General features: G+C 64.1%; 12 protein-coding genes and 1 tRNA gene. 4 read left to right on the top strand and 9 right to left on the bottom strand.

Annotated features, from left to right (window positions below; translation table 11 throughout):
- Positions 1 to 115 precede the first annotated feature (115 nt).
- Positions 116 to 787: a hypothetical protein gene (locus ACP2YP_RS39135; RefSeq protein WP_426421605.1), complete on the bottom strand. Its 672-nt coding sequence runs from the start codon at positions 785 to 787 to the stop codon at positions 116 to 118.
- 704 nt (positions 788 to 1,491) lie between these two features.
- On the opposite strand from ACP2YP_RS39135, the gene ACP2YP_RS39130 reads away from it, so the two are divergent.
- The 4 genes from ACP2YP_RS39130 to ACP2YP_RS39115 all read left to right on the top strand — a co-directional run bounded on the left by ACP2YP_RS39130 (position 1,492) and on the right by ACP2YP_RS39115 (position 6,238).
- A complete protein-coding gene (locus ACP2YP_RS39130) occupies positions 1,492 to 2,556 on the top strand; it encodes a M48 family metalloprotease (RefSeq protein ID WP_426421604.1) in 1,065 nt (354 codons plus the stop codon).
- 497 nt (positions 2,557 to 3,053) lie between these two features.
- Positions 3,054 to 3,818, top strand: coding sequence for a hypothetical protein (locus ACP2YP_RS39125; RefSeq protein ID WP_426421603.1), 765 nt, complete (start codon positions 3,054 to 3,056; stop codon positions 3,816 to 3,818).
- A gap of 108 nt (positions 3,819 to 3,926) precedes the next feature.
- Positions 3,927 to 4,400 carry a hypothetical protein gene (locus ACP2YP_RS39120; RefSeq protein WP_426421602.1) on the top strand — a complete coding sequence of 158 codons (474 nt, stop codon included), beginning with the start codon at positions 3,927 to 3,929 and terminating at the stop codon, positions 4,398 to 4,400.
- Positions 4,401 to 4,624: 224 nt separating this feature from the next.
- On the top strand, positions 4,625 to 6,238 hold the full coding sequence (locus ACP2YP_RS39115) for a S8 family serine peptidase (protein ID WP_426421601.1): 1,614 nt from the start codon (positions 4,625 to 4,627) through the stop codon (positions 6,236 to 6,238).
- Positions 6,239 to 6,406: 168 nt separating this feature from the next.
- Here the strand turns inward: ACP2YP_RS39115 and ACP2YP_RS39110 are convergent.
- The 8 genes from ACP2YP_RS39110 to ACP2YP_RS39075 form a co-directional block, all read right to left on the bottom strand.
- Positions 6,407 to 6,483, bottom strand: a tRNA-Arg gene (locus ACP2YP_RS39110).
- Positions 6,484 to 6,550: 67 nt separating this feature from the next.
- The gene (locus tag ACP2YP_RS39105; protein WP_426421600.1) at positions 6,551 to 7,648 is read right to left on the bottom strand and encodes a sensor domain-containing diguanylate cyclase; all 1,098 of its coding nucleotides are present in this window, start codon (positions 7,646 to 7,648) and stop codon (positions 6,551 to 6,553) included.
- Between the two features lies 1 nt (position 7,649).
- Complete coding sequence (locus ACP2YP_RS39100; protein ID WP_426421599.1) at positions 7,650 to 10,760, bottom strand: bifunctional diguanylate cyclase/phosphodiesterase; 3,111 nt, start codon at positions 10,758 to 10,760, stop codon at positions 7,650 to 7,652.
- Between the two features lie 184 nt (positions 10,761 to 10,944).
- A complete protein-coding gene (locus ACP2YP_RS39095) occupies positions 10,945 to 12,030 on the bottom strand; it encodes a branched-chain amino acid ABC transporter permease (protein ID WP_426421598.1) in 1,086 nt (361 codons plus the stop codon).
- Positions 12,027 to 13,037, bottom strand: coding sequence for a branched-chain amino acid ABC transporter permease (locus ACP2YP_RS39090; protein ID WP_426421597.1), 1,011 nt, complete (start codon positions 13,035 to 13,037; stop codon positions 12,027 to 12,029). Before ACP2YP_RS39090 ends, ACP2YP_RS39095 begins: the two co-directional genes overlap by 4 nt.
- On the bottom strand, positions 13,034 to 13,756 hold the full coding sequence (locus tag ACP2YP_RS39085; protein WP_426421596.1) for an ABC transporter ATP-binding protein: 723 nt from the start codon (positions 13,754 to 13,756) through the stop codon (positions 13,034 to 13,036). Before ACP2YP_RS39085 ends, ACP2YP_RS39090 begins: the two co-directional genes overlap by 4 nt.
- Positions 13,753 to 14,529, bottom strand: coding sequence for an ABC transporter ATP-binding protein (locus ACP2YP_RS39080; RefSeq protein WP_426421595.1), 777 nt, complete (start codon positions 14,527 to 14,529; stop codon positions 13,753 to 13,755). The genes ACP2YP_RS39085 and ACP2YP_RS39080 overlap by 4 nt, the downstream gene beginning before the upstream one ends.
- Positions 14,530 to 14,695: 166 nt before the next feature.
- Positions 14,696 to 15,880, bottom strand: a complete 1,185-nt coding sequence (locus ACP2YP_RS39075; RefSeq protein WP_426421594.1) for a substrate-binding domain-containing protein — start codon at positions 15,878 to 15,880, stop codon at positions 14,696 to 14,698.
- Positions 15,881 to 16,088: the final 208 nt, after the last annotated feature.

Here is a 16,088-nt window from a genome sequence, read left to right as displayed (position 1 = left end):
TGCCAGCCAGGCCGCGCCGCCGTGACGCGGGGCACAGAAAAGAACAATCACCCTTCCAGTCACCCTTTGGGGTGCCGAAGGATGGTTGGATCAGCCGTATGGTGCGTCGCTGATATCAGATCCGGTCGTTGAGAAGGACGCCGGACAGCGAGGGGTCGGAAGGATTGGACGTGCCGCTCGATCCCGTCCCGCTGTAGGTCGAATCCGCAAGCGAGGCTTTCAGCGACTCCAGGAATTTCTTAAGCAGGTCAGTCGTGGAATTGGCGGTCGACGAACTGTTCGTGCCGGTGGCCGACGACGGCGCATTTGCACCGGTCGTGTCGCCGGAGTCCGTCGTGCCGGACGAGGTCGAATCCGTCAGCGAGCTCTTCAGCGCCTGAAGAAATTGCTGCAGCAGGTCGACGACCGAATTTCCGCTGGACGAGCTGTCGGTGCCGCCGGCCGGCGGCGGTCCGCCTGCTCCACCCGGTCCGTGCGAGAACGCAGACTTGAAGACACCTTGCAGCTCGGTGGCCTGCTGGCCAGTGAGCTTGCCGGACGACACTTCCTGCTGGATCAGATCGTCGATCTTCGACTTGATGCCGTCAGGTCCGCTGCCGCTGGATTGATCGCCTGTCCCGTCTGATTGCAGGGAGGCGTCGATATCGTTCAGCGCGGAGGACAGTGCCGACTGATCGGACGCACTGATCGTGCCGGAACTGACTTCCGATTGCAGCTCGTCCTGCAGTCGCTGCAACGGCGATGTGTGTTGGCGGTGATGAGTGGAGAGCGCCGAAATCGAGGTCATGGTTGCTTTCCGTGCTTTTGCTGCACTCGGGCTGATGTTGCCCAAGTCACATCAAGTCCTGAGTTCGCAGTCCTGAGTTCACCTGGCGGTTGGATTCGCTCGGTCGAGCGGTCGTAGGCACGGGAGCTTGCGCGGAGCAGTTGGGGCCGTGATATGCCCGTTGCTCGATGTTGCCGTTGAACGATCAGAAATGTTCAGAAACAAAAGTCCGGCCGCGGCCAATCAGGCCGGAGGCGCCCAAAGGAATTCGGGGCGAACTCCCCGCTTCTGGATGAGGAATTACGGTGACAGTGCACTTAACTCGCGCTCCGCCGCGGCGAGCGTTCGCTTCCCAGCGCCAGCCGGCGCGCCTTGGGGGGCGACCAAAACAGCTGGATGTAAGGCGATCCAACTGGCCGGAAATTTCCGTATGTGGTCTGGAGCGCAAATTGCGAAATGGCGCGCCATTCAGGAAACCGCGAATTCATCTATCATTGGCATCACTATGTAATTGCCAGGTTCCGCTCAAGGCATTAGGCGGTCCCGCGCTACAAACTCGTCCTGTTGGGTCGGGGTTGATTGGCCCGACCTCACCAGCTGAGCGCTGACGGCACCGCAATCCCATCGCGCTGCACGACATTTCTGTGTCTATGGCATGGAATTGGCATGACAGCGTTCCAGTTGGGGATTAGCCTCAGCAATGCACAGCTTTTTGGGGGCAGGGAGTGTTTGACGTTGGCGTAGGCCGCGCGGCTTTCCGCGGCAGCCGGACAGGCGAGAACATCACCGCCGGATTTGCGCCGGCCGTTTCATTCGCCCTGATACGGTGTCCGCCACCTAGGGAGTTGCTTCGCGTCTCCCAGAGCGGCGCAGTTGGGGTCGTGGAAATACTTTGGCCAACACAAGAGGCCGGAGTTTTTCTGCGCTGCCGCGTTGAGTTGCAATACCGGAACCGGGAGCTGCTGCGCCGCCGCCTCGTGCACCAGACCGCGAACCATCACTCTTCGGCATTGGCGATCCTCGCCATGATGCTGCTACTCGCGGTATGCGGCTGGATCGTCGGCGGGAACGAAGGGATCCAGCGGGCGCTGATGGGAAGTGCGCCCCGCCCTGACGGCTCGCTCATCTCTCGGGAAACCATGCATCGATGGTTCGGCGCCCGCCTGTTATCGCCTGCCGAGTTGCCGGAGCTGTTCTCCATTCTGGCAAAGGTCTGCTGCCGAGCCGGCCTGGCCCGATTGCCCGAGATCTATTGTCTGCCGGCGCCAACCGACATGAACGCCTATGCACTGGGCGGGCCGGAACGCGGCGCGATCGTCTTGACCGAGGGATTGTTGCGCGGAATGACTCGCGACGAGATCGCCGGGATCCTGGCCCACGAAGTTGCTCACATCCGCAATAACGACGCCTGGACGATGAACTGGGCGGCAACGTTGCGTCGCGCCATCGATTGGACCTCGCTCGCCGGGCTCGCGCTGCTGCGGACGCCGCATCCCGGCGGAGCAACGGCCGCCCGGCCATTGGCGGCTCTGCTGAGATCAGCACCGGCGCTAGGTCATTTGCTGGGTCTTGCGCTGTCGCGCGTTCGCGAACTCGATGCCGATGCGACCGCGCTCGAACTGACCGGCGACTCGCACGCACTCATCGCGGCGCTCGGTAAGCTGGAGCGCCACCACGTCGGCCCAGCGGCAATGCCTGTGTCTGCATTCCAGCACGACCCAATGCGCCTGCTTCGCAGCCATCCCGCGACCTCTGAACGCGTCGGCACTCTGCTCAGCCTCGTCTATTAGGAACGAACTCTTCGCGGCAAGAGTGCTGACAAAGCAAAGAGTGCTAACAAACGCGACTTGGAATCCGCACAGAGTTGCCACGAAAATATCGCGCGGCATTCGCGAAACTGTTTCGACTCCCCGGTATTGTCGGTGCAACTCCACACATTGAAGATTCCCGCGGAGAGGTCAGCAAACAAACCCAAGCATCTGACCGGGGCAACTAGCTCCGGATGGGTTCGGCGAGGCAAGAAGCCGCGTAAGGTTACGTTATCATCGACCCGTTGCCAGATGCGCGCGTGCATGTGGTGTGTTTCGCATCGCGAGCGCGACACGCTCCTCGATTCGATATGTTTCCGACCTGGCGTTGCCGATCTGAAAATTTGAATTTGAAAAAATGCGAGCCCGTCACATCGTCGTGACGGCTGCCGTCGTCACCGAAGACGCCACAAGCGGATGGTCTTCGCAGGGTTTTGGGTTGGGCTGCGGGGCGCCAACCATCGCAAGGAGAACAAGCGATGACCTACTATGACACTCTCCAACAGAATCACGCGAATAATCCGCAGTTCGGTCCGCAACAATGGGGATGGGGCGCGTTCGGTTCGCAAGCCGGTCAACCGTACGCGGGCGGTCTTGGACTCGGACAGGCGGCCTTTGGCCAGCAATATGGGCAGTATGGCGGCCAGCCGTCGATTGGCGGATTTGGACATAATCCCGGCTGGGGCGCGCAACCGATGGGATGGGGACCGCAGCAATGGGGCGGCCAACAGCGGCAGCTTTCGCAACAGGACGTGAGCGAGGTCGTGCGTCAACTGGTGCCGGTGCTGCCACAAATCCTCGCGCAGGCACAGGCCCCGTACGCCGGAATCGGCTATGCGGCCTATGGCCAGGCGCCACGGCAACTGAGCCAGCAGGACGTGAATGAAGTCGTGCGGCAGATCCTGCCCATCGTGCCCCAGATCATGGGAATGCTGCAGAGCCAGCAGCAGCCTCACTACGCCGCCATGCAGGGCGGACTCGGGCAGGGTGGATTCGGGCAGGGTCAACTCGGCTTGGGTCAGTTCGGGCCGGGCCAATTCGGACTGGGAAATCCCGCGTTCAATTTCGGCTCGCAGCTAGGCGCACCGCAATTCCAGTCGGCGTTCGGCAGTCCGCAGGCATTTGGCCAGCAGCGGCAACTGACACAGCAGGATGTCGCCGACATCACCCGACTATTGATTGGCGTGATTCCCCAGATCATCGGCAATCTTCAGGCCTTCAACAACCCGCAGCGGATGATCTGACCGCATTTCGCGGCCGGTCCAAGTCCAAGCAGCAATCAGTGGCCGCCGCCGAAATGCGGCGGTCCGCTGCCCGCGGCCACGCATGCATCCGCATGAAGGAGAACGCCCATGTCAGATTCCAATCCCTCTGCTTCCAATCCCTCTGCCGCAACCGCATCACAGCCGCGATCGTCAGACATTCAACAGCTCGTCGGGCTGCTCGGCAATTTGATGCCGCTCCTCTTGCGACTACAGCCGCAAGCTTTCGAGCCGCCTTTCCAGACCATGCCCGGCAACCTGCCGATACCGAATCCGGTGCTCGATCGTCAGGCCGCGGAGAGCATGATCGGAGACATGACTGCGGAATCGCTGCGCTCGCTCTCCGCCTATCTCGAGGCCAACGCCGGGCAGCATGCCGGCCTGGAAATCTGTGTCCCGATCGTGACCCAGGCCGCGCACAGGTTTGCCGCGCGCGACTATGGACAGGCATTCAACCTGATCTGGGCGGCCTATCGCGCCATCGAGACTGTCCGCGCAGCCGATCCTCGGCTTCCGTCGCTTCGGCAGGCTTCGACTGATCAGGCCCAATCCTCAATCCATTGAAAGCAGTAGGCAACGACATGGCAGCAAATCCAGATGATCCGCGCTCGACATCGAGCAGCGACCGACGCAGAGCTGCGCGCAGCGCGCAGTACATCACGGCGCCGACGGCGCCCGGCACAAGCAGCCAAGCGCTGGCGGAGCGACTGAACCGGTTCGGCAATATCGAGATTCTGCGAACCTACGACCAGGCCGGCATCCTTTCCCCGCCGATTGCGGTTGTGCGCATGTCTGACGACGTCGCCGCGGCACTGCGCCGCTCAGCCGCCGGCGCACTGATCATCGAGCCGGACGGCCACCTGCGCGCCGCATCGTTCGCGGGGCCGTCATCCCTCTCTCCCACGGTCGCGATGATGACCGCACGTGGGACTGCACTCGCGACCGCATTTGGGCCGGATCTCAATCTGACGATCCGGATCCTCAGCGAGGCAGGCGCGCCTGTGGAGCATGCGGTGGTGCGGCTCATCGGAGAACAGGTGTCAATCCAGGGAGTAACGGATGGCGACGGCCGAGTGGATCTGACGCTCCAGGGCGAACTGCCGGACACGATTGACGCGATATTCGTCAACGCGCGTACCGGGTTTTGGGGCCTGTGGCAGCATCGGCCCTACCTTGAGACAGACGCGGTGAACAGCTTCACGCTGAAACCATTGTCGCTGTCTGAGGAGCAGGATTGGGGCGGTGCGGCGATGCGGTTCGACCGGATTCCAAACCAGTGCCGCGGGGCTCGAATCAAGATCGCCCTCATCGACAGCGGCGTTGCGACCAGCCACAAGCAATTGACCACGATCCACCATGGCTTCGATATCAGGGGCGGCGAAGGTCAAGCCGGGTCGACAGCAGAGCTGTCGGCGGATCTCATGGGTCATGGCACGCCATGCGCGGGCCTGATCAAAGCCGCGCCTCAGCCGGATCACGCTATCCGCGGCTGCGCCCCAGACAGCGAGCTGCATATTTGCAAGCTTCCGGCCGATGCCCATTGCAGCGACCTTATCGCGGCGCTCGACTATTGCCTGCACAACGGCATCGACGTGGCATGCCTGGGCTTTGGGTGCGCGCATGGTTCTGCGCTGGTCGAGCAGCGCATCGCGATGGCGAAACAGCACGGCGTCAGCCTCATCGCCGCCGCCGGAAATTCAGCAGGCGCGGTGCTATTCCCTGCCTGCTCCCCGCATGTCCTGGCAGTCGGAGCGATCGGACAGACCGGAAGCTACCCCGAGGACAGCCCGCAGGCGGCGCAGGCCGCGGGAGCCACCGTGGCCGCGGGCGGGCTGTTCGTGCCGTCGTTTTGCTGTCGCGGGCCCGAGCTGGACTTGTGCGCACCCGGCGTTGCGGTCATGGCTTGCCAATCCCCGGACAGCTACGCGGCCTGCGACGGCACCTCGCTCGCGGCAGCTCACGTCACGGCGCTCGCAGCCTTGATCCTCGCCGACCACAGCGATTTCAAGGGCAATTTCGCTGCAAAAGACTTTCAACGGGTCGAACGGCTGTTCCAGATTCTCAAGGACACTGCGCAGCCGATTGGTCATCCCTGGCAGACCGGAGCCGGGCTGCCGGACGCAGCCCGTGCGCTGGGTATTTGGACCGAGCAACAGCCGCTTGTCGCGCCGCTGAATGTCGGGTTGCGCGAGATGCGCAACGCCATCCGACAGATCGACCAGATTCACTTTGGCGCAAGCGAGGCGATGGCGTTCGGGCCGCCGCGTGGCCCAGCCAACATAACCCGCCTGCCGCTCAATCCGGCACCCTTGGCCTTCCCCCAAGGGTTCCAATCCGCCGGCGGCGACAAGCCAAGCGTCCACGAACTCAAGGCAGCGATGACGCTAGCAGGTCTCGCGTGAAGGGCTTGGAACGATGAGCACCGGAGATCAGATTCGCGGCGAGAGGGGTGCGCCACCACCTCCGGTGCTTCGGTCAACTGCGCAGGGGTGCCGCCGCCTGCCACGAGACGGATGTCCGCGTTGAGTCATCCGCCGCTCGGGTTCGTAGCTTTGTTTTCAATGGTGGCTTGGCGCACCCGACACGATTCGAACGTGTGACCTTTGCCTTCGGAGGGCAACGCTCTATCCAGCTGAGCTACGGGTGCAACGAGGGTTCATTTAGCCGATTGGCGAGAGGTGGGCAACCGCTCTCGCCGTGACAATCATCGCGCTTTAGGCGGATTTGCGAGGGGTTAGGCCAGGAACCTGACCGCTGACCGGTACATTGTCCCGACCAAGGCCCGCGAATTCGGCGAGCACCCGCTCGGAGCAGACCACGCGGTTGCGGCCGAGCCGTTTGGCGGCATAGAGCGCCTGGTCGGCGGCACCCAGCAGCCGGTCGGGGGCGCCGTCGGCCTCGCCGGGGATGTGACTGGCGACGCCGACACTGAGGGTAACGTGGCTGCCGGCCCCATGCGCGCCATGGGCGATCCGCAAGCCCATGACGGCACAGCGGATCTCCTCGGCGATGGCGCAGGCATCGTCGCAACTCATGTCGGGCAGGATCAGTGCAAATTCCTCGCCGCCATAGCGGCTGGCCAGGTCGAGCGGGCGGACCGCGTGGCGGCTGACGACGCGCGCGACCTCGCGCAGGCATTCGTCGCCGGACTGGTGGCCGTGCTCGTCGTTGAACAGCTTGAAATGATCGACGTCGACGAACAGCAGCGCCAACGGCTTCTGCGTCCGCTGCGCGCGCGCCCATTCGGTCATCAGCATCTGGTCGAAGTAGCGGCGGTTCGGCAGCCCCGTCAGCCCGTCCTTGGTGGCGAGCTCCTTCAGCGCCATCTCGGCGCGCTTCTGGTCGGTGAGGTCGCGCAGCGTCTCCACCACGGCGATCAGATTGCCGGCCTCGTCATGAATGGGGCCGGCGTCGATCGCGAGATAGAGCTGGCTGCCGAGCTTCGGCATCACGCACCAGTTCTCCGCGCTGAAGCCGAGCCCGTTGTGGCCGCGCGCGGCGTACTCCGAATAGAACTCCGGCAGCTGCTCGGGCCGGTCGAGCGCGACCAGATCGGCAAGGCAAGGGCGCTTGGTCTCGTAGAAGGCCTGCCAATGCTTCGTCGTGCCGATCACCTCGGAGGCGGCAACGCCGGTCAGGCGCTCGCACGCCCTGTTCCAGATCATGACGCGGCGCTTGGGGTCGATCACGAAGGTCGGCACCACCAAATGCTGCATCAGCCGCACCGCGTAGGAATCCGCCACGTCGACGGTTTTGGCAGGAGACTTTTCAGCAAGGGTCTTGCCAGCAAGGGTCTTGATGAGTTTTGCCATCTCAGGCCACCGCCGCCACAGGCACGGCCTCGCCCGGGCCGAACAGCCCGCGCACCTCGGCCGCCGGCCGCGGCTTGCTGAACAGATAGCCCTGCATCTCCGTGCAGCCGAGTGTGCGCAGCATCTCGCGCTGGGCTTCGGTCTCGACGCCTTCGGCCACCGTGGTCATGTTGCTGGCGGAGGCGATGTTCACCACTGCCTGCACGATCACGGGTGACCCGCCGGAATCGGCGATGTCGGCGACGAAGCAGCGGTCGATCTTGATCTTGTCGAACGGGAAGCGCTTCAGATAGCTCAGCGAGGAATAGCCGGTGCCGAAATCGTCGAGCGCGATGCGCACGCCGATCGAGCGAAGCTGGTGCAGGATCGAGAGTGCCGCCTCGTCGTCGCGGATCAGTACGGCCTCAGTGATCTCGAGCTCGAGCCGCCGCGGCTCGAGTCCTGAGGCTGCGAGCGCGCCCGCGATCCGCAGCGCCAGCGTGTCGCATTTCAGCTGCACCGGCGAGACGTTGACGGCGAGGCGCACATGGGCGGGCCAGGTCGCGGCCTCGTTGCAGGCCGTGCGCAGCACCCAGTCGCCGAGCTCGTTGATCAGGCCGGTGTCCTCGGCGATCGGAATGAATTCGGCCGGCGAGACCATGCCGCGCACGGGGTGACGCCAGCGCAGCAGCGCCTCGCAGCCGGAGACCTCGCCCGAATGCAGATTGACCAGCGGCTGGTAATGGATCTCGAAGCCGCCGTCGATCAGCGCCTGGCGCAGATCCTGCTCCAGGGTGAGGCGGGCCTTGGCACTCGCATCCATCTCCGGCACGAAGAAGCGGTAGGTGCGCCGCCCTTCCGCCTTGGCGCCGTACATTGCGAGGTCGGCGTTCTTGATGAGCTGGTCGAGATCGGCACCGTCCTGCGGTGCCAGCGCGATGCCGATGCTGGCGTCGGTGGAGAGCTGGTGGCCAAGGCAGTGATAGGGGCGGCGGATCGCTTCATGGAGCCGCGTCACGAAGGACAGCACGTCGGCGGACGAGTCGATTCCCGTCTGGATCACGGCAAACTCGTCTCCGCCGAGGCGCGCGATCAGATCGCCCGGCCTGAGGCAGGCGCGGATGCGGCCGGCGATCGCCTTCAGCAGCTCGTCGCCGACATGATGGCCGAGCGAATCGTTGATGCCCTTGAACTCGTCGACGTCGATGTAAAGCAGCGCGAATTGCGCGCCGCCGGCGACCTTCTCCAGCTCGCGCTCGATCTGCTCGCGGAACAGCGCGCGGTTCGGCAGGTCGGTCAGCGCGTCGTAATGCGCCATATGCGCGATCTTCTCGTCGGTCTTGCGCTGTTCCGTGACGTCCTCGATGACGTTGATGATGTAGCGTGGCTCGCCGGCCTTGTCGCGGATGCCAATGCGCTTCGAGACGGTATGACGCTGGCCGTCGGTCCGGGTTTTCCAGCTCTGCTCCTTGAGCAACAGCGGATCGGGGGATTGCAGCACGGCGTCGTCGTCGCGCGTGACTAGGTCGGCGTCCGGCCCGGGGAGGATATCCGCCGCCGTCTTGCCGACGATTGTGTGGCCGCCTTCCCCGAAGATGTCCTCGGCGATCCGGTTGACCAGGAGGTAACGACGCGTCCGGGCGTCCTTCACCGTGATCTGCGACGGGATATGGTCGATGATCTCGCGGAGGAACGTGTAGTTGCGGTCGCGCTCCTGCTCCAGATTGCGCCGCTCGGTGATCTCCTCGATCGTGGCGATCCACCCGCCCTGCGCGAGCGGCGTGTTGATGACCTGGAAGGCGCGGCCGTTGGGCAATTGATGCGTTCTTGTGGCAACCTTGCCCTCGGCGACGCCCCTCATGATGTCGGCGCAAAACGCCTCGACGTCGCCGCTGAATGTGTTGCGCTCCTTGCGGTGGTACATCGCCTGGTGGATGTGGCAGCCGGGCTTGATGACATCGTGGGAAAGGCCGAACATGTCGGCATAGCGGCGATTGCAGGTGACGATGTACCCGGCGGCGTCGTACAGGATCAGCCCTTGGGACATATTGTTGAGGGCGGTGTCGAGCCGCAACCGTTCCGCCTCGATCCGCTCCTGGGCCTCGCGGTTCTGCCGGTTGATCTGGCGGATGATCATGAACAGGATCAGCGCGATCACGGCCGCCGACAGCGTCGCGGTGGTAACCATGAAGCCGGTCTGCTGCCGCCAGTCGGCAAGCGCGGACGACATGGTGTCAGTGGCCATGACGACCAGCGGGAAATGCGTGAGCGAGGCGGCCGAAGCGAGCTTCTCCTCGCCATCGACGGGGCTCTTGACGCGCAGCGTGTGCTGACCGCCGCGGGTCAGCACCTTCTGCATCAGCGGCGCACCCTTGTAGCTGATCCCGATCATCGATTCGACGTGCGGGTAGCGCGCCAGCATCACGCCTTCGCGGTCGAACAGCGAGATGGCGGCGCCATCGGCCAGAGCGACCGAGGCGAAATAGCGCTGATAGCTGTCGGGATCGATCCGCCGGACCAGCGCGCCGACGAAAGTGCCGTCCGGCAGGCTCAGTCGGCGTGCCACGATCGTGGTCCATTTGTCGATCAGGAAGCTGCGCACGGATTCGAGCAGCACCGGTTCCGACATCGCATTCGTTTTGAACGTCTGGAAGTAGGCGCGTGAAGACACGTTGATCTTGGGGAGCGGCTGGGCCCGCGACCAAGCGATCAGCTCGCCGTCGGCATCATAGATCGCGATGTCGCCGAGGTAGGAGACCGCGCTGATCTTGCCGCGCAGCATCTGGTTGGCCTCAGGCCCCGACATGCGCTCGCGGAACATTTGCGGCGATGTGATCTCCGGCAGGCGCATCTGCCCGATCAAATCGGCCGCGACCACATCGGAATCTTCAAACTGCTGATCGAAGTGCCGCGCGATCAGCTGCACGGTGTTTTCCAGCTCGCGCTCGCGATTGCTCAGCGTCTTCTCGCGAAACTCGCCGACAGCCATCGCGGTCACGGCGAAGATGCCGGCGACCAGCAACGCGCCTGAGAGTGTCAGCCACAGCACGGGGCCGCGCCGCATGACAGCGTCCCAGCCGCTCTTCGCGGCCAGGAACATCGCAGCTGCCATCCGAACAAAAACCTGGCGCATCCCACTCCCCTGGGGGAACAGAGATACTATGGACAGATGGCGCAATGCTTAGGAAAGCCGGTTACCCATGGCTTAAATCGGCTGCGGACTTATACGGATGTCCACCAACGCGGGAACTGCGGGGTATCACAGCCACGGTCGACGTCGCGTGCACGGCCCGCTGCGCCGCATCGTTAATCGAGGTTTAATGCGATGCGCCGGCGCTCTTGTCGCCGCCGCGATTGCGCAGCCGTCCAACCACGCCGGTCGGAAAGAAATAGACGCTGGCAATAAACAGGAGTCCGAGCCACAGCAGCCAGCGGTCGGGATGCAGCAGCCCAGGCAGCAGCGGCAGACCGGCTTCGCTCGCCGCCTTGGAGGCGACGCCCATCAGCGATTGCAGGTAGTTCTGCGCGAGAATGAAGATCGTCGCGCCGATGATCGCGCCGTAGATCGTGCCCATGCCGCCGATCACGACCATCAGGAGAATGTCGAGCATGATGGAGAAGCTCAGCGAGGTGTCCGGGCCGGCATAGCGCAGCCACAGCGCGTTCAAGATGCCGGCGCCGGCGGCGACCAGGGCCGCGAGGCAGTTGGCGTAGCTCAAATGGAACACGGTGCGGAAGCCGAGCGCCTCGGCGCGAAAGCGGTTCTCGCGGATCGCCTGCAGCACGCGGCCAAACGGCGAGTTCACGACCCGCAGCAGGGCGAGGATCATCAAGGCCGAGACTGCGAACACCAGGTAGAAGGTCAGGATGCGGCCGTTGATCTCGAAGCCGAACAGGTTTTTGGAGATCAGGACCGTGCCGGGACGGAGCAGCTCGGGGAGCTGGAAGCTGCGCCCGTCCTCGCCGCCGGTCAACCAGGACAGCTGCGAGGCCAGCACCTGGAAGGCGGAGGCAACCGCGAGCGTAATCATGGCAAAGAAGATCGCGGCGACCCGCAGCGAGAACAGACCAATCGCGAGGGCGAGCAGCGCGGCGAGCGGCAGGCCGACGACGATCCCGGTCGCGACCGCGGCCCAGTTTGGCCCCAAGCCATAGAGCGCAATCGCGATCGCGTAACTGCCGATGCCATAGAACATGGTGTGGGCGAACGACACCGAGCCGGTATAGCCGAGCAGCAAATCGTAGGAGGCGACCAGGGCTGCAAACACGCAGATCTTGGCCGCGACGTTCAGCGCCTTCGCGCCAGGGAACAGGAACGGCGTTGTCGCCAGCGCCAGGATGATGACAACGAGAACAAACGTGAGCACGCGGCTCCGCGGCGGATCGCCTGACAGGATCATCATCGGCTGGTCACCGCATAGAGGCCGCGCGGTCGCCACATTAGAATGGCGACCATCAGCAGGATGTTGGAGACGAGGGCGAGTTTTGGCACCAGGAAGCCGCCGTAATTGGCGACCATCGCCACCAGGATCGCGCCGATGAAGCAGCCGCCGATCGAGCCGAGGCCGCCGATGATGACGACAACGAAAATCAAGACCGTGAGCTCGTCGCTCATGGAGGCGTGGACCTGCTCGCGATAGAGCGCCCACATCACGCCGCCGAGGCCGGCCAGCGCCGAGCCCGTCATGAACACGCCGAGGAAGAGACGGCGGATGCGATAGCCGAGCGCCTCGACCATCTCGCGGTTCTCGACGCCGGCGCGGATCAAGAGGCCGAGCTTGGTGCGGTTGAGCACGAGCTGGATCGCGATGAAGACGGCGAGCCCAATCAGCATCGCCAGCACGCGGTATTTGGCGATCGCGACGTCGCCGAGGATGAAGGAGCCGCGCAGCGAGGCCGGCAGCGGCATCGGAATGATCTGCGGCCCCCATAGCGCATAGAGCGTCTGCTCGGCGACAATGAGCCCGCCCGTCGTCATCAGGATCTGCTTCAGATGCTGGCCATAAACCGGAAGGATCAGTACGCGCTCGACGACAAGGCCGAGGGCGCCGGACACGGCCATCGACAGCAACGCCGCCGGCGCCAGCACCGCGAGATTCACCCAGAGCGAATCCGCCTGCACCGAGGCCGCGAACGGCGCGAACACCAGCGTCGCCACATAGGCGCCGACGGCGATGAAGGCGCCGTGGCCGAAATTCAGCACGTCCATCAGGCCGAACACCAACGTCAGCCCGGAGGCCATGATGAAGATCATCATGCCCATCGCGAAGCTTGCCGCGGTCAAGGTCAGCCAGGTGCTGGGTGAGCCGACCAGGGGGATGGTGACGAGCGCAAGCGCGACCGGCAGCAAGATCGGCGCGATATCGCGCTTCGGCTTCGGCAGCGGATCGGTGGCGGCGAGTTCAGTCACTGATGTGCCTCCAGGCTGAGGCCCAGGAGCCGCTCCTGCAGCGGCACGTCGGCGGCCAAGGCCGCCATCTCGCCGCGATGGACGATGGTGCCGTTGTCCATCACCAGCACGTCGTCGCCGAGCTCGCGGGCGGCAAAGAAATTCTGTTCGACCAGCAGGATCGTCGCGCCCTTGCGCTTGATCTCCTTCAGGCACTCGATCAGCGCCATGACGATCGCGGGCGCGAGCCCCTTGGTCGGCTCGTCGATCAACAAGAGCTTGCGTGGCTCGATGATGGCGCGCGCGATGGACAGCATCTGTTTCTGCCCGCCCGAGAGGCTCCCTGCGCGCGACAGCCAGAACCGGCGCAGCGCCGGAAAGAAGCCAAAGATCCATTCGAGCTGGGCGTCGTCCAACGGTCCGTCGCGCGCGGCGAGAACGAGATTCTCTTTCACTGTGAGATCGGAGAACACGGCCATGCTTTCCGGCACATAGCCGACGCCGAGACGCGCAATGTCGGGCGTGGCGCGGCTCTCGATGCGCTCGCCGGCGAGGCTGATCTCGCCGGAAGAGGCCTGCCACAGGCCCATGATGGTGCGCAGCGTCGTGGTCTTGCCGGCGCCGTTGCGGCCGAGCAGCATCGTGACCTGGCCTTGCGGCACCGCGAGGTCGATGCCCTGGAGAATGTGGTAGCGGCCGATATGGGTGTGCACGCCGGAGAGCTTTAAGAGATCGATCATGCGGCGCTCTCAGAAGCTTTCTTGGGTGCGACGCCGAGATAGGCCTCCTGCACGATCGGCGAGGCGATCACCTCGGCCGGCGGGCCGTCGGCGACAAGCTGGCCGTTATGCAGCACGATGATGCGATCGGCGAGCGAGCGCACCACGTCCATCTTGTGCTCGACCAGCAGGATGATCTTGCTCTTGTCCTGCTTGAGCTGCGCGATCAGGTTCAGCACGACCGGCACCTCGTCGATGCTCATGCCGGCGGTCGGCTCGTCGAACATGAAGACTTTCGGTTCCAGCGCGATCATCAGCGCCACCTCGAGCTTGCGCTGGTCGCCATGCGACAGCGCGGTCGCTGCCACCCCGCGGCGGTTGCCGAGCGCGACCTGGTCGAGGATGGCGTCGGCGCGCGCAATCAGGTCGCGGCGGACCATCCAGGGGCGCAGCATGTCGTAATGGGTGCCGTTGGCCGCCTGCACCGCGAGGCGGACGTTCTCTTCGACCGTCAGGTTCGGGAAGAGATTTGTCAGCTGGAACGCGCGTCCGAGACCCGCACGGGTCCGCAGCGGCGCGGAGTGCTGGGTGATGTCGGTGCCGTCGAACAGGATGCTGCCGTGTGAGGCGCGCAGCTGGCCCGAAATCAGGTTGAAATAGGTGGTCTTGCCAGCGCCGTTCGGCCCGACGATGGCGGTGAGCTCGCCCGGGCGAAACGTGCAGGTGACGTTGTTGACGGCGACATGCCCGCCGAAGCGGATGGTGAGGTCGCGGGTTTCAAGGGAGAGGGTCATTGGTCTAACAAATGATGGGAGAGAAATATCTCGGCGATCTCGCTGCGCTCCCTCCCCCGCTTGCGGGGGAGGGGTGGGGAGAGGGTATCTCCACAGGCGAGGACCCCCAAGAGGTTAGAGCCCTATCCCGGCCTCTCCCGCAAGCGGGAGAGGTGAAGTAAGACATCTAGCGCTTGTTCTTAACCGGAACGTCCATGTCCTCGATCTTCAGCTCGCGCACCGGCTCGAGCACGGCCCAGGCGAAGTTCGGATCGACCTTGACCTTGAAGTGATACATGCTCTGCAGTGCCTGATGGTCTTCCTTGCGGAATACCATCTTGCCCTTCGGCGTGTCGAACTCCATGCCTTCCATCGCCGCGATCAGCTTCTCGGTGTCGGTCGACTTCGCCTTGGTCACGGCGGCGACGACGGACATCGCGGCGGCAAAACCGCCCGCGGTGAAGAAGTCCGGCGGCGCGTTGAAGCGCTTCTGGTGCTCGGCGACGAGCCAGTCGTTCACCGGGTTCTTCGGGATGTCGTAGTAGTAATAGGTCGCGCCTTCCATGCCCGGCAGGCCCTTATAGGCCGCGAGCGCCGGCAGGATGTTGCCGCCGGTGGAGAGCTCGATGCCGTAGCGCTTCGGGTCCATGTCCTGGAGCTTTGCCAGCGGATTGCCGGCGCCGGCCCAGATCACCCAGATCACCTTGCGGCCCGGCTTGTCCTTCAGCGCGTCGAACAGGCGCTGGCCCACGGCAGTGAAGTCGGTGGTGCTGGTCGGTGCGTATTCTTCCGCGCCGAGCGTCGCGCCGGTTTTGGCCAGCGCCTCCTTGAAGGCGGCGACGCCGTCGCGGCCGAAAGCGTAGTCCTGCGCCAGCGTTGCAACGGTCAGGCCCTGCTTGCCGATCGCGACCGCGTTCGAGATCGCGTCCTGCGACGAATTGCGCGCGGTGCGGAAGATGTAGCGATTCCACTTCTCGCCGGTAATCTGGTCCGCGACCGCCGGCTCGACGATCAGGATCTTCTTGTTCTCCTCGGCGACAGGGAGAATGGCGAGCGCAGCCGCCGACGAGGTCGTGCCGATCGCGATGTCGGCCTTGTCGTCCTGATAGGCTTCAGCCAGCGCGGCCTTGGACAGGTCCGGCTTGCCCTGATCGTCCTTGGTGATGATCACGATCTTGCGGCCGTCGATCGTCATCGTGCCTTTGGTGGCGTATTCGAAGCCCATTTGCAGGCCGGTCTCGGTCTGCTTGGCATAGGCCTCCAGCGGGCCGGTCTTGCCGTAGATCAGCGCGACCTTGAGATCGTCGGCCCGCGCGGAGGGACTCGCGGCCAGGGCGAGAATGGCTGCTGTGAGAATGAATGATCGACGCACGATGGTCCCTCCTTGATTAAAATGGCTTGGTCACAGCGATTTGCACAAGTGTGCATACATTGCAATTCCACCTTCCGGCGGACCCCTGCCCCAGGGCGCATGTGACAGTGTCTTGACGCGTTCGTCACGGATTGCGGCTGCCGAACAAATCGGCAGCGCGAGACCGGCTGATGTGTTGATCTCACCTCGGAACGGGGGCGTTCAGGCC

It is taken from the genome of Bradyrhizobium genosp. A, assembly GCF_049949275.1.
Lineage (GTDB): Bacteria > Pseudomonadota > Alphaproteobacteria > Rhizobiales > Xanthobacteraceae > Bradyrhizobium.
Note: the sequence above shows the minus strand (reverse complement) of the source record. Positions and strands in the feature narration are given on the sequence as shown.